Source organism: Xenorhabdus littoralis, assembly GCF_033949345.1.
GTDB lineage: Bacteria > Pseudomonadota > Gammaproteobacteria > Enterobacterales > Enterobacteriaceae > Xenorhabdus > Xenorhabdus littoralis.
The window spans coordinates 1-19,837 of record NZ_VCDP01000021.1 but is presented as its reverse complement, the minus strand read 5'-3'; the positions used below and the strand labels follow the sequence as shown (position 1 = coordinate 19,837).

Sequence of the window (19,837 nt, the reverse complement as noted above, 5' to 3'; positions counted from 1 at the left end):
TGTATAAACGGTGGTGCATAAAATTTGACGCGGCATGTTACTGGATAACTACCGCCTCTTCATAGCCTCTAATAAAATGTCCTGCACTTCCCGCTTAGAATTGCGCCGTTCCATCACCATCTCATCCATTGTACGGGCAGCAATAATATGATGAATGAACACGGGTCGGTTGTACCCCGCCTGCGCCTGTCGGGTAGGGCCGATGCGTTCAATGATTTGCTGGTACTGTTCCAGATCCCACCAGTGGGAGAAGAACACCAAGATATTCCCACCATCCTGTAAGTTCAGGCCGTGACCTGCGCTGGCAGGGTGGGCGAACATCACGGGGATATGTCCGGCGTTCCAGTCGCGCAGGGTTTGCGGATCAGAGTCGAGATGCCGGCCGCGAGGAAAAGCTTTTAATAACCGAACTAAATCGTGCTTCCAGTGATAGGCGACCAGTACCGGCATTCCACCTGCCTCATTAATAATGCTGTCGAGGGCCTGTAATTTGGCGTCGTGCAGTTCTTGCCAAGTGCCGTTCTCGTCGGTATAGAGTGCGCCGCTGGCGATTTGTAAGCACTTAACGGTTTTAGCTGCTGCGTTCAGGGCTTCCACACCGACAGTATCCAGCTCTACGAACATCTCTTTTTCCATCGCCTGATACTGCTGGCGAACTTTGGACGGCAGGTCAACGTGAATCACATTGTGAATAGGCTCTTCAATATCGAACCAATCCGCCGCGTTTAGTGCGATAGTCACATCATTAAGCGCAGTTTGTATTTGCTCCTGGGCAAACGGCCACGGCTCTAATTTCACCCATTGCTGCCCCGGAAAGCGAATGTGATTAAACCAGCGCGAAGTAAAAGCACTGTACGTCCGGCCAAGCCGTTCGCCCTGATCGACAAACCACGCTTGCCCCCATAAATCGACCAGTCCATTTGGGGAGGGTGTACCGGTGAGATTGACCCAACGGCGTACATGTTTATGGGCGACCTTTGCCAGTGCTGCGGCTCGCTTGCCGCCTTTACGTAACCTGAATGATTTAAGCCGCGTGCTCTCATCGGCAACGACAGTGGCGAACGGCCATTTATTTCCCAGTGTTTCGACCAGCCAGACGAGGTTGTCATAGTTGGTAGTAAATACGCTGGCATTGTTATTTTTGAGCGCGTCCATACGCTCTTTTACACTGCCTACTATGGGCTGAACTTCGATATTGTGCAGATGATCCCACTTAACCGCCTCGTCCGGCCAAGTGGAACGAGCCACACGCAACGGGGCTAAAACCAGTGTTGGTTGTGTCTCGCTGCCTGCCATGTATAAATATTCGAGAGCGGTGAGTGTTGCTACACTTTTGCCCATACCCATGCCTGCCCATACATTACAACGGGGCATATCCAGTTCGTGATTGATGATCAGGTTTTGGTAGGGGCGGGGTGTGAATGGCTTCATGTATTACCTTTTAAACCCCGCCGTAGTGCGAGGTAGTCTGGATTAAAATAATTCAGCGGTATCTACGCCGTGCACTTCAAGCCAAGCCTGTCGCGGGTATATCACTTCACGGCAATTTTGGTAAACGTTGTAGGAGGTTGGGTATCCGTCGGTATGGGGGTCATAGATGTTATTTTTGTCGAGCCAAGCGTTTAATACCTTCCATCCGTACATTATCCCCGTTGCGCACCATACCGCTTGTTGAGATGCCCACTCTTTACTTGCGCCAAAGCGCGAGGCCATCTCTTCACGTTCCCTTATTGCACGGTTAGCAACACGTTGGTATGCAGAGTTACGTTGAAGTGCCGTTGCTTCTCTTTTTCGGCTGATTTGGGCTTTGGTGCGAACAGCTTCGTCTCGTTGGTCAGTGATAGCCGCTTTTTCCTTTTCTGAGATAAGTAAAGCTTCCAACGCTTCAATGTAGTTTTGGGGTAAAGCTTGTAGGCTACTTTCAGTAATTGGTTTCACTGTTCCCGACTCTAAGGCGAACCAACGATCAATAACTGCTGCGCGACGGACAACGTCATAACCCGTGACCAAAATTTCAGTATGGCGACGGTCAAGCAGATACTCCCAGCCATACTGATTGTTTTTGTCATACTGGATACATGTAACACCTTGATTTGTAAGGTAAGCCAAATCTGGTTTACGGATATAATCGGATTCTGCACCTCCATATAAACCAGCTAACATTGCTCGGATATCACGGCACACATGTGCGGGGCTTTTACCTGTCAGTTCTGCAATCTCACGGCTACTCATCACGAGATGATTTTCGCTTTCATTTGTGAATGCTAAAAATGTAACGTTTTGCATGTTTGTACCTTTAATTAGTGGTTTCTATGTTTGATGCTTCTTCCGCTGCTTGTTGTGCGAATTCGAACAGCTCAAAAGCAAGTTGTGATCCTGATTCAATGACGCTCAGTCGTTGAGCTGATTCAAGAACGTGGGCAATTAGTGAAAGCAAATCGGTATGGTTTAGTTGTGAAACTTTTATTGTCATTTTCGTTAGCCCCAAAATAATGAACCACGGTGGTTCATTTGTAACTAAGTAAACCACCGTGGTTTATTGATGTCAAGACCACCGTGGTGCATAATTACAAAATTAATTTTTTGAGGTTGGTGAAGATGAGTCGCGAAGATGCACAAATGAAGATCCGCTTGCCTGCGGAACTCAAAGAAAAGCTAGAAAAAGCAGCAACAGAAAATAAGCGCTCGATGAATGCAGAAGTGTTGCAGCGCCTGTCTGAAAGCTTTGAAAAGTCCAAATGGGTAACATTTGCAAAAGGAAGCGGGGTTATTGATGTTAACGCACTACGTATCGACCCTGAATTTGTTGACCAAATGGACCATGTAGTGAAAACGTTGAAGTCAATGTCTGGCAAAAGCAATAAGGAGTAATTATTGCTTTTTCAATCGTACAAGTATTTCGGCATTTATTGACCTCATATTTTCTTTTGCTGATTTCTTCAATTCCTCCGCTAATTCACGGGGGATTCTAAGTTTAAATTGCAAATGTTTACTCATAAATATTTTCCTTATTTAATTTTCTTAACTGGAAATTTACATCCAATCATTTGATGAAATACCCACGGAGCAAATCGACCTAAACCTATTCCACTCCATTCGCTGAAATTCCAAACCTGTAACCAAGCCCAACGCCATAGATATAAACGGCGTATATTGTTCATTTTATTTTTCTCCGATTAAAGTTAACTACCCGTCATAGCAACCACATGGCATATCGTGATCAGTATCGTCTATACGGCAGCTATCCGAGTTTTGTAAGAATTCGCCCCAGTTCCAGCGCCGACCTAGCCCTTTTATTTGTTTCAGGTCGGCGGACTGCTCCATTGCTAACGCTTTTTCTACTAATTCAGGGTGGTCTTGCTGAAGGCGCAACAGCTCTGGCTTTTTGGTGTAGGGGCAACACCAGCAAGAACTTTTACCCGGTCGGGGGAGTCCTGCGCGCTGAATGGCTTCTATGTATGCGTCTCTGTCCCATCCCCAATCATACAACGGGTATTCGTATTGAAACTTCTTGGATAGAACGGCATCATTAGCCAGGCTGCGACGTGCATTTAATACCCTTTGTTCTTCATCAAAATCGTAACCGACCAGCATAATGACTTTTTCACCTCGTGCCCAAGCTGCCTTGCAAAGCGGATGGTTATTCCATTCTTTTTCTTGCGGTTCGAGTTTGAATTTTTGACTGCAATTTTTAAAACCATAGGCGACGGCGGGTAACATATTCCGTTCACGATAATAGGTATATAAATCCTTCTCTTCATATATCCAATCGGCTTTAGTTCTGCCTTTACGAAATACTTTTTTGCAAACGGTAATTTGTGGGCCGCCGTTCGCGAGTAACCAATTATTAATAACGGGGAGGTAAGCGTAGGTATGGGGTTTTTCACAACCTGTATCAGCGAATGTTATTAAATCCGGCATTAAACCTATTTCTAATAACCCAATTAATAACGCGGCTGAATTCGTACCCCCCCCATATGACATGGCGATCATTTATTACCTTCATTTACACTTAGAGGTTGATAGGTATCCCCTAGTCCGTCTTCTACCAGAGTGAATATTTGAGTGGGGTTGTATATTAATGAACCATACTTTTTATATTCTTTATCTGCCGAAAAATTATCTCGGTATGAATATTCTGGGTAAACCGGATAATATACATCCACTACTCCATCGTTACTGATTTCCCAAGCGATAACAGGATGATAATAACTGTTATGTTTATTCTTAAACCACCATCCGGCTATAGCAGGAATTATTTTTATTACTTTTTTACTCATAGTATTTCCTCCACATTCTTACTATCCAAAACAACAACCGTTTGCCCCAGTGCCCGTAGCCGTTCGTGTTCCCGTAATTGGTCAGGGCGGGGGTTCTCACCCGGCGCTTTGCACTCGACAAACACCACACGCCCATTAGGTAAAACAACAATACGGTCGGGTACGCTGCGGCGACCGGGGGAAACAAATTTATAGGCAATACCGCCCGCCTTTTTCACTTCATTGACTAAATGTTTTTCTATTACATCCTCGCGTATTTTCATTATTTCTTTCCAATTGTTTTAAACAAAAATCCGAACGGTTTTCAGCCCATTCAATATTCAAAGAATTACGCGAATGCCGAGCGGCTTTATTCCACACTTTCGACGCCCGTAAATAATCGCCCTCGCGTTCAATTTGCGCAGCCTCGCGCGCAGTCCGAAAATATAACGGGCTGTCTCGGTATTTATATGACATAGGGGGCCTTACTTAGGAGAGCATTTGCAATACCCGATAAACGCCAGCGTGATTGGTGACGGATCATCAGGGTGTGTGATGATGTCGGCGTGATATGCTTTTTTTCGATAGATGACCGTGTAACCGTCATCCTTAATCAGTAATAATTTCCCTGTTACTGCGCGGTATTTAAATGAACGACCATCACTGGTTGTAATGGTAAAGCAGCATTTTTCACCAATAGCGACGGGCGTAGGTTCCCCGTAATAGCCATCGCATTTTTTACAGCGTTCCATAATTATTAATCCTTTCTATATCGGTACGCCTCAAACCCACCGGCATTCAGAGGTAAGTCCGGCGCCCAATGGGGGTTTGTTGCGAGTAATGAACTTAAATGTTCAGGTGAGTATTCTGGGGTGTCCGGTGCTTCACTGATAATTTCGTCGTGCACCGTCAGTACAATGGTATAGCCTGCTTCTTCTATGCACGGCATAGAAGAAGCCAGTACATCACGGGCGGCGGCTTGGGTGACGTTTTCGACCAGTTTCCCCCCGTAGGTTTTGAGCCGTTGCCATTTGCGGTTGTAGGGATTGGTACCCATGTAACTGATCTGCCCGTCATTGACACGGGGAGAGGGGTAGCAAACTGCACGCCCTGACGGTAAAACCACACGGAGCCAAGCGCCATCGCGACGAACCCGTAACTTACGGCAAAGAAGGGTAGTGTTGGGTGAGGCGATGGCTCTTTTTACAGCTTCTTCCAGCTCATACCAGAACGGCACGGTTGCCGTATGAGCATGGCGCCACATGCGCTTCAGCGAATCGCAGGTAATGAACACCCGTTCGCTCAATCCATACGTGTTTTTCTGTTTGACCGATTCCGTATACCAGCGCATAGCATTTCGTTGAACAGAGACCGAAATGTTGGGTAAAGCAGCATCGGCGAGTTCATCTAAATCAAGGGCATAGGTGAGGGCAAAGGTAACAAAAGCAGCGACCCCGCCGCCATACCCTAAGCCCAGTTCCATTACTTTGCCGATTTGCCGTTGGTCTTTTGTCACCTCATCCGGCTCGATGTTGAACGCGCGGGCATAGGCCAGTTTGTAGAGGTCAGGACCCGTACCGTTGTCGTATTCGCTGAATGCTTTTAACTTCCAGTGTTCACCTGCCAGCCAAGCGAGCATTCGCCCTTCAATATTGGACAAGTCAGTACTAACCAGCTTTTTACCTTCCGGTGCGATGATAACGCCGCGTATGGCGGAACTGGTGAGTTCCATAATGTTATCGAACAACAGATCCGCGCAGTTAGCTTTCAGGGCTTCGATACCAGTATCAATAATGGATTGCTTTAACGTAGTTCTGGGGAGATTTTGGGGCTGGAATAAGCGGCCGGCCCAACGCCCAGTGCGTGATGCGCCACAAAACTGCAATGTTCCCCTTAACCGGTTATCGGCACTAATCCCATTCATTAGCGCCTTGTACTTACTGGTGCTGGTGGTACTGGCCTGTAACCGGATGGTCAGTAATTCCCGTAGTGCAAGGGGTAAATCAGGATCGGCAATGCGTCTTTCCAGTGTGCTTTTTTGCATATCGGGCAGTTCTACCCCAAAAGCTGTGGTGATATGTCGTAACATGGCATCACGCTGAGTGGCTGCCTGTACATCGCCATCTGTCAGCTTCTGCGTGCGTTTTGCCAGTCGCGTTTTTTCCAGTTCAACGGCATCAACGGCGGCTTTTGCAAGCTCGATATCCATGCACACACCACGATCATTAATCTGTTGGTCACGGTGCCACAAGGCTAATTCAGCGCCCCGATAATTCCATTGGGGCAAGCGCTTATGTACCTCGCGCATAGCCTCGATATCCAGCCCTGCATAAGTAACAAATCGCTTCCACTCTTCGGGATGGGTTTTACTGGTAGCACGGCGGATAGCGGCATTTTTCGGTCGAGGTTTACAGAATAACTGAATTAGCGCCTTACCTTCTTTATCCTTGGCCTTATCTGCTGGAATGCCCAATACCTCACATAACGCACCAAGAGCACCCGTAAACCGTGTGTCAGTGCCTGCACCATCGTGTCACGCCAGCGGGAGATATCCAGATGCAGGTTTGGCATACCATGGCGCAGAACGGTACGATCAAAGTGGCTGTTATGGGCGAATAGGACAACGGTAGGATCAAGTAAAATTTGATGTAATTCGGCGGGTATAGAAGTTCCACTGGTAACGTCCCATACCTGAACAGGGTTATTGTTGATTGTCCATGCAAACAGCATAATTTCTGCATGTTCGGCATAGGCGTGAGTACCATTCTTGATCGGTATCTCACTGTAGGTTTCGAGATCGAACCATAATATATTGTTCATAATAATTTGTTTTAAATTGGTGAGGGTTACATGGGAAGTTCTAAAATTGATATTAAGAATTTAGTGATTGCCATTGTTGTTATGGCCGTTTTTTTTATTGCGGGATATGGTCTTGTAAACGATAAGGCAAAAGAAAATATCATTCCTACACGGGAAGAGGTATTAAAAATGTATCCAATGCTTGAGGCGATAAATAAAATTGATCCGGAAAAATTTGAGAGTGTATATAAAGAAATGAAATCTATGCCTTATACGGCGGATAAGGCGATTCAAAATGAATTTATATTAAAAGTTCTGGCATCTCTTAATGTATGGTTTGATAGCAATATAGGGAGTTTATTAAACTCTGCTTCTGATGAAGCTGTAAACAAATACGGTAGGCATTTCATTAACTCCTTTAATATTTTATTAAAAAATGATCCTACTGGTGTCCAGTGTTTCAACACTGTATATCCTGGGGTGATGGGTGATCTTGATTTATTTAAATTAAAAGATGATATTAAAGGGATAGCAAATAAGACGGATTATTTGAATAGCATTGCAGATTCAATAGCTCGCCGTGATAAAGTTGATAGACTACCTGTCGAACAAATCGAAGAGGCATTATCCATCATTAATGATAAATTAATCGGAAAATATGGAGAAGATTACTATATTGAAGATCCGAAAGAATTAGCTAAACAACCTAGTTTAGTATGCAGGCAAACTCTAGATCTATTGAGAGAGGTGTTAGCATTAGACCCCCATCTTTCCGCGGAGATTCTTCGCTATATAAATGCACCTGAATAATTCTATTTTTTAGTGTTGCCCCGTATAATTAACGGGGCAAATAATTATTAGGTCAATTCTTCGAATTCAGCGTCTGCATCTTCGCTTAAATCATCGAATTTATCCGCCGATGCTACGCCGCCGCCAGAGAAGGCGTCACTATCGCGGAAGAACTGAACACCGCCGAGTGAAGCGGAAATGCCAGACGCACGTTTGTTAATTTAATTTTCATGGTCCTACCTTGTTTACCCTCGACCAACTTAAATCCGGGGATAGGGTGTCCGGCATGGAGTTCATCACTGGATGATGACGAATAACGGACAGCCCAACTTCATGATCGCCTGCGTGACGGTTTTTTTTTGCCTGAAGGAAAGATAGTTTCCTGTGTCAGGATTTTAGGTGGAAATTGGCTGCGGGGCCAAATTGGGAAACTAATGACCTGTATTTCTCGCCAAAACCCGGATGCGATAATCCAGCAAATGAATGGCCACATTTACATTTATCTTATACTTATCAAGATACTTTATTGTATTTAGGGGGGGAATAGCAATTTACAACGAATTGATATATATAAAAATGACTACTGGAATATACAAGCTATTCACCACTTTATTCCACCAATACAACAGGCAATAATAGGTGTTCAAACATTTTGGATGCCTTCCCCTCTCATATAAAAATCCACTCACAAAAGCGGGTTTTTATAGTGATCCCGTGATATGTCACACAGTCATAACTGTAATTTCAAATCATGCCAGTCTAACTTATACAAGTAAAATCTATTACGTTTTTTTGTTAGCTTGAACTACATTTATTCATAATTATCCGTAATGTTTAAGGTAATGTCATGAAAGAATCTCGTGAAGAAACTTCCCATCGTGACTTTATAAGAGCCGAACGTGAAGTTGGCAGAGAGTGGCATGGTTTTAGCCCCAATATGAATGAGTTAACTTATTTTCCGAATGGCGCTATACCTTCTGGTTATAACAGATATCCATGCTTAAAGCTTAAATTTAGGAATGATACACTACTCGAACTAACCTACTGTACTGCACCTCGTAATTCTGCTGGTTTGACTAATCTTTTTGGTTTTTTGGGTACTACTAGCTCTAATCCCCCTCACGAAGTAACATTATTTACTCAGAATCGTCCATGGCTACCTCTGCATATTGCAATAGGTAGTGAAAGTCAGTATTACAATAGTATAAGGAAAGCCGTAGATAGTGTTCTAGAATATTGGCATTGGTGACGACAACCATAATAAGTTTCTCAATGTGGATAGTATTTACTTGCTGGCAACCTTCCTCCCATCCATCAAAGGCAGGAAGGATGTCAATATCGTGACATGTCACACCATCACAATTACAATTTTACCTCATGCCAGCCCAACGTATTCCAGCACGCAGCCTCACCAGCGAAGCAACAGTCGGAAACGGGGAGATTGTCACCACACTTTTCACATTGCCGCGTTGATAACGCCTGCATTTGGCTCTTTAACTCAGCATCATCTTTGCGAATAAGCAGCGTCAGGTATTCAACCACTTCATAGGGATCGCATCCCGGCCGCCTCAGTGCACAATTGCACTTCAACATCATCAAGCAACGTGACCGTATCGAAAAAAGCCTGTTCCCCCTGCACACAATTTCGGGTACTTGATCGAGTTTTGTGTAATTTTTGGTCTTCGATGATGTCGACAGGTTGAACGTATCACAATGTAAATTTGCACTGTAGGCTATTATAGTATTGTCACTTTTGGCATAACCCTGAGAGAGTAGAAATGTTAAAAGTCATTGCAGAAGATTTTATCCAGATTGATGCTATAAAGATTGTATTTCCACTTTATCGTGAGTTAGTTGAGGCAACCAAACGTGAGCCTCTTTGTATTGCTTATGACCTCTATGTTGACCAGAAAGATGCAGGTCATTTTATCTTTATAGAAGAATGGCCAGATAGAGCTGCTTTAGATGCTCATTGTAATAGTGAGCATTTTCAGCGCCTTGTACCTATGATTAATAAGTATAAACGGAAAGATCCCACTTATATATTAATGGACAGTGCATTAATTACGCTATGTGAAGAAACGAAATAAGCCACCTCCGGGTGGTTTTTTACTATATAGGATGGGACAGAAGTTTAAAAATGGGACGCGTTCTTGAAATGGGATTGGAGTAGTTTTTCATGGGAAATGAGGAAGGAAAATTTGATAGTGGTTAATACCAGTTATAACTTTAACTTTTCTACGTGAATGCCGTTTTTCAAATCCGATAGATTTTAAGTGTAGATAGAATAAAACCAAATGGAATTAATCTCTCTGAGTTGAATTTCCCGCCGCTTTGAGACGAACAAATACAAGCTGAACGATGCAAACAGGTGATTTCATAATAGATGCTTTGGAAATGGCGATAAAAAAGCGGTGCCTACTGACACCGCTACAATCTGTACAGAACTTATTATTTTTTGTCTGCTGTAATACGATCACGGATGTGTTTAGCACGTTCCTGTGATGGTGGGTGTGAATCAAACATGCTGGTTTTGCTACTACCCAATTTAGCCAGTTTCTCGAAGCTGGTTGCTAAACCTTCAGTTTTGACACCGCGTTTTTTCAGCAAATCATAAGAGAAGTCATCAGCCTGACTTTCCTGATGCTGCGAAAACTGGGAGTTGATCAGTTTTTCACTCAGTTCTGCAAGCTGAGAATCGCTCAGCTGTGCTGCTACACCACCGGCTGATGCTGCTGCGGTACGTGCAGCAACTGCAGCATAGGCAACCTGCATTGCTTTACGGCTGTGGCCCAGTGCAACGTGACCCATTTCATGACCCAGAACGCCTTCGACTTCGTTGTCGTTCATTATGTTCATCAGGCCGCTGTATACACGCACACATCCGTTAGCCATTGCCCATGCGTTCACATCATTAGTCAGATAAACTTTATAGTTAACCGGTGTACCGTTGACTTCGTTACCTAATGCTTGGGCGATTTTGTTCAGACGTTTAGTGTATTGGCTGGATGCCGGTGCAATTTTATTTTGGGCATCCATATCTTTACATGCTTGGTTAGTTAACTGTTTGACATCAGAATCACTCAGCGTCGCCGCTTGGAATAATTGCATTCCGGAGCTAGCCAGCATGCCATGGTCAATATTTTTACAACCTGTCAGAATCACAGCAGAAACAGCTACTGCAACAAGAGCTTTCATTTTCATGATTTTGTTTTTTCCTTTGTAATACATGCCACTATTATTTAAAAAGCATTAAAAAACCATGAATTCTGCTAAAAATAACAATAGAAATAAACCCCAATATTTATGATTATGTGAGTTTGTTAACATTTTAAAAAAATAATCAGAAGGATAAATTAAATTTACTTAACCAAATAGCTTTTCGTCTATTAAAGTCATTATTTTGAAAATCCTCTGTATGCTCGATTAAGAACCTATCCCAAAAGAAATGAGAAATGGTTAATATGTAGCGTAATTGATCCTTTCTGCAAGGATAGGCATAAGGCAAACAGTAACAAGTATTAAATATCAAATAGTGTTATTTTCTTTGAGCTCAGAACTGGCTTCAATGGAATACTACTGAAATAGCTTCGTTAAGTTCTGTTCACCGTTGGTTTCTAAAACTAATTGTTATTATTTTAAGTGGGTATTACGTTGAGTTTTTCTTCTTTTCCATTTTTAAAAATTTATTGATGGCGTGATTAATTGCGGTTTTTATTTATCTCTAATAGAATAAATTCTGATGTTCTTAAAAATAGAATACGAGGAGTAATAATGATCGGTTATATCACTTTGGGTACAAATGATTTTTCCCGCGCTGCTGAGTTCTACGATAATTTGCTTGCCGAGTTAGGCGCCCAGCGCGTGATGGATACCCCAAATTTTATCGCATGGGGGCCGGATTTTAATGTTACAAACTTATGTATTATTAAGCCCTTTGATGGTAATCCGGCAACCGTAGGTAATGGGGGGATGATTGCGCTCAGTGTTGACAGTCAAGAGAAGGTCGATCAAGTGTATAACAAAGCTATTGCCCTTGGCGCAACAGATGAAGGAAAACCCGGCCCTCGTGGCGAACATGGTTTTTATGCTGCCTATTTTAGAGATCTTGATGGTAATAAATTGAATATCTTCTGTATGTTACAGAAATAATTATTATTAGTATGTACACAGGCAACTGCTATAAAGTTGCCTGAGATAATTAAATTAAAAATAAGTGAGCAAACGTCAGCACACATTAGCCTTTAAGTTCTCTGGCACACTGCTGGAGACACTGAAATGATGTAAAACGGATGCTATGCTGTTCACGATAGGCTTCGTTTGGCTGGTATGTGCGGTCAATGGCAGAAAAATACGCCATCGCCTGTCTGACATCCCCGAAAACACCACCGGCAACCGCACCCAAAATAGCGGAACCGAGCAGAACAGGTTCACTTGCTTGGGTCGCAATTACCGTTACGCCACAGGTATCAGCAAGTAACTGGCGGACGAAAGGATGCTGGCCCGCTCCACCACTAATGACAATATTTTCAATTACAGCACCTGCTTTCGCCTGTGCTTCGATAATTTGGCGCAGCCCGTAACCGATACCACATACACCAGCAATATAGAGAGAAAGCAGATTATTGAGATTGTTTTCCATCCCCAATCCGGCAATGACGGCACGAGCATGGGGATCAGCAAAAGGTGCACGGTTCCCCAGAAATTCAGGGACGACATGAATACCCTCTGTCAGTTCGACCGCCTGAGATACGGATTGTGTTTTTTCCATGACCATATCGGCTAAAAAAACTGGCAGGGATGTGCCTTTTTCTTTTGCCAGTGCTTTGGCTTCCGCAGCAGCAGGATGCAAAGACAACAGCTGATCGATTGCCGCTCCCGCTGCGCTTTGTCCGCCTTCATTCAGCCACATACCGGGCACCATCGCAGAAAAGTATGGTCCCCAGACACCGGGTATGAATATCGGTTCCTGAGTAGTTGTCATCGTACAGGAAGAGGTACCGAACACATAAGCCATGTTACGGGTCGCATCACCGTTGACACCGACAGTACCGATACCACCTGCGTGGGCGTCGATCATTCCTGCTGCGACGGGTGTGCCTGCCAGTAATCCTATCTGTTGTGCTGCCTCTTCTGTCAGTCCCTGACCGCAAGGTGTTCCCGGTTCAACAATGCTCTGCCCGATCCGGGCAAAGTTTTCATCTGCGAGTTCAGACAGACCGATTTGACGGAAATAATCTGCATTCCAACATTTTTCGTGCGCAAGGTAGGTCCATTTACAGGTCACGGTACAGATAGAGCGGGTAAGAGAACCCGTGGATTTCCAGGTCAGAAAATCGGCCAGATCAAAGAATTGCCATGCGTTATCAAAGGATTCTCGGAGATTCTCTTTCAGCCAGAGAATTTTCGGTGTTTCCATCTCCGGGGAAATTTTACCGCCAACATAGTTAAGCACTGAGTGACCTAATGCGTTGATGCGCTCTGCCTGTGCTGTCGCCCGATGATCCATCCAGACAATGATATTGCGGTTAGGATTTTCACTCGGACTGACAGAAATCGGCTCCTTATCTTTACCCAGCACGACCAATGAGCAGGTGGCATCAAATCCGATACCTGCGACTTGTTGTGGTGTACTTCCGGAGCACGACATCGCCTCTCTGACGCAGTAGCAGACCGCATTCCAGATTTCACGACTGGATTGCTCGACAAAATGAGCGCTATCACGATAAAGCGTTATATCGTGTTTGGCTGATGCCAGCATTTTACCGTTCATATCAAAAATACCGGCACGGGCACTGCCTGTACCGACATCAATACCAATGACGATTTTGTCACTTTCCGGTCTGCTCTGTACGTTATTGTTCATAGTTCCTCCTTCAGTCTTATCCCTTTTGTGACTAAAGATTAACGCTGCCTGGCAGAATGACCAAGTCACGGATGACCACGTTTCTTGGGCGGATTAACATGAACAGCACGGACACGACGAAATGCTGCATTGAAGTTCAGATTGAGCACGTTGTCCCGGAGATCAGGGTCATCTTCTGCAATAGAATCACCGATATAAGCATCTGTGTTAGCGTGAAAAATATCAAGCACACCGTTACCTGTTCTGGCTTCATTAATTATACTTAAGTTGATTTATTATCCTTCATTGATAATGTATCGATGATTTCTCTACTGATGACTGAAACGGAGTTGATCATGTTTTCGTGAAAACAATCATCAATCAATGTAATCATTAATGGGGTATTTATCCATTGTGAAATATTATTGTCCGATAGTTTCGCTATCAATTGATTTATCAATAATCCAATTCCTTCTTTATGGGATGGATTTATCTGACCTGCTTTAAATAAAGTGATTTTTGAATGTGTTAATTTTCCACTTAAATTACAATTAACTATTTTGCATTCAATAGGAACAGTTGATAACACTTTCTTGATATAAGTATCGCTGGCTTCCTTTTCATGCAGTACGTCTGTAATTTGTTTACGTATATATGACATATCTAAATTACTTCTAAGTTGTTTTATCTCATCATTATTAATAACGGTATCTAATAAAAACAACTGAATATCTTTTGCGCCAAGTTGCTCAAGTTGAAATGCAATCTCCATCGCTAATTGCCCGCCTAATGACCATCCTAAAATACGGATAGGTTGATCAATAGACGTTTCAGTTAAAATTAACTTCATGTAGATTTGTGCTATCTGTTGTAATGAATCAATTTGATTATCTGTGCAGAGATTATAATTATCGATACCGATGCAGTTATACAGATCAGATAAAGCGTTTGCCAGAGGTTCATAGACTTCACTACCGCAATTGGCTGCATGGATCATAAATAATTTATTTTTTGCCGTTGATTTTGGTGTTAAGTAATTAAGTAAGTTGGATTTAGAACCATCTGACTCTAGCCAGTGCGATAATAAAGAAACACTTTTATAGTTAAACAGGATATTTAAAGGAATATCAAAATCTACTTTACTGCGCATTGCTGCGGTCAGTTTAATTGCGGTCAGGGAGTTCCCCCCAATACGGAAGAAATTATCTTCTATGCCAACGCGGTCTAAACCCAATACCTCTTGCCAGATAGCACATAGCTGAACTTCCAGTTCATTGCGGGGAGCAACATAACTGTCTCGGTTTCCCCATGCGGGTTCTGGCAGGGCACGGCGATCCAGCTTGCCGTTCAGTGTTAATGGCACGGACTCAATGCAGGTAAAGCTGGTGGGTATCATATATTCCGGCAAACGGGCGGAAAGGTGTTTAATCAGGTTCTCATCGGATAATTCGCCGTCCGTGATCTCTGTTACCAGATAGGCCGCCAGAACGCTATTCCCTTTATGTTCACGGTCAATCACTATCGCCTGCTTGACCTGAGGATGGTCGATGAGGGCGTTTTCGATTTCTCCCGGTTCAATGCGGTAGCCGCGGATCTTGACTTGAAAATCGTTGCGTCCCAGATATTCCAGCTCACCGTTTGGCAACCAGTGCACTAAATCACCGGTTTTATACAGACGGGTGTAACCTTTGACTTTATCTTCTGTCGTAGCAAATAAATTTGTCACAAAATGTTCAGCGGTCAGTTCAGGCTGGTTCCAGTACCCCCGAGCCAGTCCGGCACCGCCGATATACAGTTCTCCCGGCGCGCCGATAGGAACCGGATTGCCATCATCGTCAAGAACATACAGACGGGTATTGTCGATGGCTTTGCCGATAGATTGATCCCCGTCCTGCAATAAATGTTGGGTTGCACAGACGGTAATCTCGCTAGGACCGTACTGATTGAATACTGTCATTCCTGAGCGTAAATCCAGCGTATTCAAGGCCTCACCGCCGGTATGGATGATCTGTAAGGTGGATTGGAGTAATTGAGTGGAAAAATGGTTCATCAGGGCAGTTGGAATAAATGCCTTGGTAATTTCATGTGTATTGATGAATGCCAGCAGTTGTTCACTGTCTTTTGTCGCAGAAACCGGAGCAATAAACAGGGCACTGCCTGCCAACAGAGCAGGGAAAATCTCAAAGACAGAAGCATCAAAGACGTAATTGGAGAAAAATAACGCTTTGGTTTGCGGACTCAGTAAATGTGTCCGGGAAATAAATTGAGTTAAGTTACTGATGCTGGAATGCTCAATCATCACGCCCTTGGGCTGACCGGTGGTTCCTGAGGTGTAGATGATATACGCCAGATCGGTAGGTTTGTTTATCAGTGTCAGGTTTTCTACTGGCTGGCCCGCCGTGATTGTCCGGTCATCCGCCGATATCAATGTTAGTTGTTCTGAAAGTATTTGTCCGTATTTCGTCAGTGTCGTCAGGTGTCGTTTCTGGGTGATGGCACAAGGAGCAGCAATGTCGGACAGAATAAATTGGACTCTCTCCGAGGGATATTCCGGTGAAATGGGGACATAAGTGCCACCGGCTTTCAGTACCGCCAGAATACTGACCACCATTTCCAGACTGCGGTCAAGATAAAGGGCGATGGGGGTATCTGCTTGCATTGGTGCATCAAGCCGTTGCTGACAATGTTCGCGGATGACACAGGCCAGTTGGTTTGCTCGTTCGTTGAGCTGGCGATAGGTCAGTGTTTCTCCTTCAAATTGCAGTGCAACGTTATCGGGTGTTTTTTCTACCTGAGCTTCAAACAGTTGTGGCAGGGTTTTATCCTGCGGATAAGGTGTATCGGTCTGGTTCCAGCTATGCAGTAAGGTATGGCGCTCTTCCTCACTGAGTAACATGACTGATGTATGCGGTTGGTATGGGTCGCAGGCGACAGCATGCAGAATACGTTCAATCTGATAAAGCAAGCGTTGTGCTTGTTTATCTGTTATCCACTCTTCGCCATAATTCAATGTGACGATCAAACTGTTATCTGGCTCATAGGCTATCAGCGACAAGGGATAATCGGTTTTTTCGATGGCATTGCGGAATGCTAAGGTATTTTCGATACGCTCTGGATACTTACTGGCTGAATTTTTACCGATTGAAGGAGCAGGGTAGTTTTCAAAAACCAGCAAGGAATGGAATAAACGTTCTCCGTCAGATTGTAAGTTGGTGAGTGATACGGCACTGTAGCTGTTTAGCTCAGCAATATTTTTCTGTATGTCTTGTAGAACGCTAATAATATTGCTTGTTCTGTTCCACTGAACCATCAACGGCAAGGTATTAATATACAAGCCAACACTGGACTCAATGCCTTCTACCGGCACATCACGCCCGGATACCGTGGTCCCGACAATGGTCTGTTCATCCCCGGTGTAACTGTGCAGGAGTTTATGCCAGGCAAATTGCAAGATGGCATTTAACGTGATGCCTTGCTCCCGAGACATTTTTTTAAGCTGTTGATAAATGCTTCCCTGTAGTGTGATAGTTTGCTCCATCGGATTTTCAACCGATTTTATCTGCGCTAAATCAACGTGATGGCTTAACAAAGCGGAAAGATCATTCATGCCGTGGAATTGTGCCTTGCGTTCAGCCCAATAAACCTCGGTTTCTGTTCTATGATCCAGATAGTATTGCTGGGTTGCCGGATAAGCTTTATCTACCACTACTTGGGGGATGCGCTTTTGCACGAGTTCGTTGTAATACTCATGTACGGTTTGCAATAAAATCGGATTACTCCAGCCATCGATAATAGAGTGATGTTTTGTAATCAGTACTGTGACCAGATGTTCATGTTGTTTAATTACGGTAAAGCGAATTAATCCGGGCTGGCTGAAATCAAAAGGCAGGGTACGGTCATGTTGTTGGATGGCGTCAATTGCGTCGTTCCGTTCTTCTTCTGGCAGTTGACTGATATCTTTTATGTCGAAATTTTCCGCACGAATACTTGCGCCTTCGGTTGCAATTTGCAAAACCTCTTCGTCCCAGTTAAATGCTGTTCTGAGGATGGGGAAGCGTAGCGAAGCCAGTATCCAGGCCTGTTGGTAGGTGGAAATGTCAAATTGTGTATGATAATCCAACAGGAGTTGCACACGGTAAGCATCATCCTGTGGTTGAGTCAAATGATGATAAATGAATCCCTGTTGCAAGCTGGTGGCTGGGTACAGCGCTTCAATCCGGTACATTTGCTGAAGATGGCGCAAGAGATTGATTGAAATGCTTTCAATACCATAATCACTGGGCGTTTTGATTCCACCCAGCTGAGCCTGCTTTTGACCCGTTGTGATAACAGAATGGAGTGCCTGCTCAAATGCTGTGATAAACACGGTTGTCTGCGTTTTTGACAGGCGGGAACTGACACTGAATTGCAGCTTGCCCGCTTGGATCAATCCATTAATATTCAGCAATAAATGACTATGATTATCGTCTGCTACTGCCATTCCGCAATCATCGCTGGTCAGTGACCAGTTTTGCCCGGTTTCTCCGCCTAATTGGCCGAGGTAGTTGAAACTGATTGCGGGTAAATCCCCTGTTAAATATCCAGCCTGACGCAGTGCGCCGTAACCAATGCCTTTATTTGGCACTGCACGAAGCATCTCTTTGGTGTGAATGAGGGTTTCTGCAATATCATCCTGCCTTGTCAGACGAACAGGGTACATGGTTGTAAACCAGCCAACGGTTTCGGAGACATCCAGTGTGCTGTCGATGGCTTCCCGACCGTGGCCTTCAAGTGTGATATGGTTGACAGGTTTTGAGAAAACGGTCTGTAAGGCCAGTGTGAGGGCACTGAGTAGTAAGTCATTAATTTCGGTCTGATAACCAGAATTAGCCTCACGCAGCAGAATATCAGTCAGTTCAGCGGAAATGCCCAGCATGTGATGGCTGGCTTCACCAGAAGCCGGATGAGCGTTGTTACCTGCGATGACGTGCTGCCAGTAAGACGTTTCCTGTTGATGGCATTGTGCATAGTGATGGACGGCATTAACCCATTGTCGATAGCTACTGGTTTTCGCCGGAAGTGTTTCGTTTTGCAACAACCTGCGCATATCCTCAGCAATAATTCGCCATGAGACTACGTCAATAATCAGGTGATGGAACGCGAGGAACAGCCGTGCGCTGCCATCAGCGTATCCGGTCAGGAGTCCGGCTTGCCATAATGGCCCGGTGCAATAATTAAAGCTATTCTGCCATTGGGTCAATTGCCGGTGTCGCTCAGCTTCATTCAACGTGCTGATATCACAATGCAGTAATGTCGGTAACCCGAATGGCATTTCTGCGGGATAACATTGGCGATGGCTTTGTTGTGTGTCGGCATGTTTTGTGGTGGTAAAGCAGACACGTAACATATCATGTCGTTCAGTCAGGGCAGTTAAAGCCCGCTTAATCTCGGCGGGCTTGATATCGCCGGGCAGTCGGATCATAAATGCCTGATTCCAGTGGTGCGGACTGGATAAATGCCAGTTGAAGAAGTCCTGCTGGACAGGCAACAGGTTAAACTCTCCGTTTAATAAGCCTTGCTCTGCAACGACATTTTCTGTGGCGGAAGTTTGCATCAGCAATTGCGCTAGTTGAGCGACCGTTGGTGCTGCAAAAATTGATTTAACCTGAAGGGAAAAGCCCGCCTGCCGCAGTTTTGAAACCAACTGGATACTGACAATCGAATCACCGCCGATGCGGAAAAAGTTATCTTCGATGCCAATGTATTCCAGCCCCAATACGTCTTGCCAAATGGCACATAGCTGGGTTTCCAACACATTGCGGGGAGCAACATAATGGTCGCGATCCCCCAAGACTGGCTCAGGCAGGGCGTGGCGATCCACCTTACCGTTCCGGGTCAGGGGCAGGGATTCAAGGCGGGTAAAACTGGCAGGTATCATGTATTCCGGCAGACGGTCAGATAAGTGAGCAGTCAGCATTTCATCTGATACCATTTCCTCTGCGACCAGATAAGCTGCCAGTGCTTTATGGTCATTATGCTCACGGTCAATCACCACCGCTTGTTTTATTTGTGGGAGGGAAGTCAGGGCATTTTCGATTTCGCCCAGCTCAATGCGGAAACCGCGTAGCTTGACTTGAAAATCATTGCGGCCGAGATATTCGATATT

18 protein-coding genes and 4 pseudogenes are annotated in these 19,837 nt (G+C 44.5%); 5 read left to right on the top strand and 17 right to left on the bottom strand.

Annotated features, from left to right (window positions below):
* Nucleotides 1-48: 48 nt before the first annotated feature.
* The 3 genes from FE394_RS06250 to FE394_RS06240 are packed head-to-tail and all read right to left on the bottom strand — an operon-like array spanning nucleotide 49 to nucleotide 2,473.
* On the bottom strand, nucleotides 49-1,431 hold the full coding sequence (locus FE394_RS06250; protein ID WP_319925541.1) for a DEAD/DEAH box helicase: 1,383 nt from the start codon (nucleotides 1,429-1,431) through the stop codon (nucleotides 49-51).
* A gap of 42 nt (nucleotides 1,432-1,473) precedes the next feature.
* Nucleotides 1,474-2,286: a Rha family transcriptional regulator gene (locus tag FE394_RS06245; protein ID WP_319925540.1), complete on the bottom strand. Its 813-nt coding sequence runs from the start codon at nucleotides 2,284-2,286 to the stop codon at nucleotides 1,474-1,476.
* Nucleotides 2,287-2,296: 10 nt separating this feature from the next.
* Nucleotides 2,297-2,473 (bottom strand): hypothetical protein, encoded by a 177-nt coding sequence (locus FE394_RS06240; RefSeq protein WP_319925539.1) that lies wholly within the window; start codon nucleotides 2,471-2,473, stop codon nucleotides 2,297-2,299.
* 125 nt (nucleotides 2,474-2,598) lie between these two features.
* Between FE394_RS06240 and FE394_RS06235 the strand changes: the two are divergent.
* A pseudogene (locus FE394_RS06235) lies at nucleotides 2,599-2,727 on the top strand (Arc family DNA-binding protein); the annotation flags it as partial.
* Nucleotides 2,728-2,871: 144 nt separating this feature from the next.
* On the opposite strand, the gene FE394_RS06230 reads toward FE394_RS06235, so the two are convergent.
* From FE394_RS06230 to FE394_RS06195, 8 genes and pseudogenes are all read right to left on the bottom strand, one after another.
* Nucleotides 2,872-2,997: an Arc family DNA-binding protein gene (locus FE394_RS06230; protein WP_319925538.1), complete on the bottom strand. Its 126-nt coding sequence runs from the start codon at nucleotides 2,995-2,997 to the stop codon at nucleotides 2,872-2,874.
* A gap of 11 nt (nucleotides 2,998-3,008) precedes the next feature.
* Nucleotides 3,009-3,161: a hypothetical protein gene (locus tag FE394_RS06225; RefSeq protein WP_319925537.1), complete on the bottom strand. Its 153-nt coding sequence runs from the start codon at nucleotides 3,159-3,161 to the stop codon at nucleotides 3,009-3,011.
* A 25-nt stretch (nucleotides 3,162-3,186) separates the two neighbouring features.
* Entirely contained in the window at nucleotides 3,187-3,921 is a 735-nt protein-coding gene (locus FE394_RS06220) for a phosphoadenosine phosphosulfate reductase (protein ID WP_319925536.1), read from the bottom strand.
* A 68-nt stretch (nucleotides 3,922-3,989) separates the two neighbouring features.
* Complete coding sequence (locus tag FE394_RS06215; RefSeq protein ID WP_319925535.1) at nucleotides 3,990-4,280, bottom strand: hypothetical protein; 291 nt, start codon at nucleotides 4,278-4,280, stop codon at nucleotides 3,990-3,992.
* On the bottom strand, nucleotides 4,277-4,543 hold the full coding sequence (locus tag FE394_RS06210) for a PDDEXK family nuclease (protein ID WP_319925534.1): 267 nt from the start codon (nucleotides 4,541-4,543) through the stop codon (nucleotides 4,277-4,279). The genes FE394_RS06215 and FE394_RS06210 overlap by 4 nt, the downstream gene beginning before the upstream one ends.
* The gene (locus FE394_RS06205) at nucleotides 4,500-4,736 is read right to left on the bottom strand and encodes an ANR family transcriptional regulator (RefSeq protein WP_319925533.1); all 237 of its coding nucleotides are present in this window, start codon (nucleotides 4,734-4,736) and stop codon (nucleotides 4,500-4,502) included. The genes FE394_RS06210 and FE394_RS06205 overlap by 44 nt, the downstream gene beginning before the upstream one ends.
* Nucleotides 4,737-4,744: 8 nt before the next feature.
* Nucleotides 4,745-5,011, bottom strand: coding sequence for a hypothetical protein (locus FE394_RS06200; RefSeq protein WP_319925532.1), 267 nt, complete (start codon nucleotides 5,009-5,011; stop codon nucleotides 4,745-4,747).
* Between the two features lie 5 nt (nucleotides 5,012-5,016).
* A pseudogene (locus FE394_RS06195) lies at nucleotides 5,017-7,079 on the bottom strand (DNA polymerase).
* A gap of 30 nt (nucleotides 7,080-7,109) precedes the next feature.
* Between FE394_RS06195 and FE394_RS06190 the strand changes: the two are divergent.
* On the top strand, nucleotides 7,110-7,868 hold the full coding sequence (locus tag FE394_RS06190) for a hypothetical protein (RefSeq protein ID WP_319925531.1): 759 nt from the start codon (nucleotides 7,110-7,112) through the stop codon (nucleotides 7,866-7,868).
* Nucleotides 7,869-7,915: 47 nt separating this feature from the next.
* On the opposite strand, the pseudogene FE394_RS06185 reads toward FE394_RS06190, so the two are convergent.
* Nucleotides 7,916-8,065: pseudogene (locus FE394_RS06185) on the bottom strand (ssDNA-binding protein); the annotation flags it as partial.
* 629 nt (nucleotides 8,066-8,694) lie between these two features.
* Here FE394_RS06185 and FE394_RS06180 point away from each other — a divergent pair.
* The gene (locus tag FE394_RS06180) at nucleotides 8,695-9,096 is read left to right on the top strand and encodes a hypothetical protein (protein WP_319925530.1); all 402 of its coding nucleotides are present in this window, start codon (nucleotides 8,695-8,697) and stop codon (nucleotides 9,094-9,096) included.
* Between the two features lie 113 nt (nucleotides 9,097-9,209).
* Here the strand turns inward: FE394_RS06180 and FE394_RS06175 are convergent, their stop codons facing one another.
* Nucleotides 9,210-9,443, bottom strand: a complete 234-nt coding sequence (locus tag FE394_RS06175) for a hypothetical protein (RefSeq protein ID WP_319925529.1) — start codon at nucleotides 9,441-9,443, stop codon at nucleotides 9,210-9,212.
* Nucleotides 9,444-9,625: 182 nt separating this feature from the next.
* On the opposite strand from FE394_RS06175, the gene FE394_RS06170 reads away from it, so the two are divergent.
* A complete protein-coding gene (locus FE394_RS06170; RefSeq protein WP_319925528.1) occupies nucleotides 9,626-9,937 on the top strand; it encodes a putative quinol monooxygenase in 312 nt (103 codons plus the stop codon).
* Between the two features lie 361 nt (nucleotides 9,938-10,298).
* Here the strand turns inward: FE394_RS06170 and loiP are convergent, their stop codons facing one another.
* Nucleotides 10,299-11,051 carry a metalloprotease LoiP gene (loiP, locus tag FE394_RS06165; RefSeq protein ID WP_319925527.1) on the bottom strand — a complete coding sequence of 251 codons (753 nt, stop codon included), beginning with the start codon at nucleotides 11,049-11,051 and terminating at the stop codon, nucleotides 10,299-10,301.
* Between the two features lie 570 nt (nucleotides 11,052-11,621).
* Between loiP and FE394_RS06160 the strand changes: the two genes are divergently transcribed.
* A complete protein-coding gene (locus FE394_RS06160; protein ID WP_319925526.1) occupies nucleotides 11,622-11,999 on the top strand; it encodes a VOC family protein in 378 nt (125 codons plus the stop codon).
* Nucleotides 12,000-12,084: 85 nt separating this feature from the next.
* On the opposite strand, the gene FE394_RS06155 is transcribed toward FE394_RS06160, so the two are convergent.
* The 3 genes and pseudogenes from FE394_RS06155 to FE394_RS06145 form a co-directional block, all read right to left on the bottom strand.
* On the bottom strand, nucleotides 12,085-13,713 hold the full coding sequence (locus FE394_RS06155; RefSeq protein WP_319925525.1) for an FGGY-family carbohydrate kinase: 1,629 nt from the start codon (nucleotides 13,711-13,713) through the stop codon (nucleotides 12,085-12,087).
* A 101-nt stretch (nucleotides 13,714-13,814) separates the two neighbouring features.
* Nucleotides 13,815-13,946: pseudogene (locus FE394_RS06150) on the bottom strand (glucose dehydrogenase); the annotation flags it as partial.
* Between the two features lie 29 nt (nucleotides 13,947-13,975).
* Nucleotides 13,976-19,837 (bottom strand): non-ribosomal peptide synthetase (locus tag FE394_RS06145; RefSeq protein ID WP_319925524.1); only part of this gene is annotated, 5,862 nt, incomplete at its 5' end.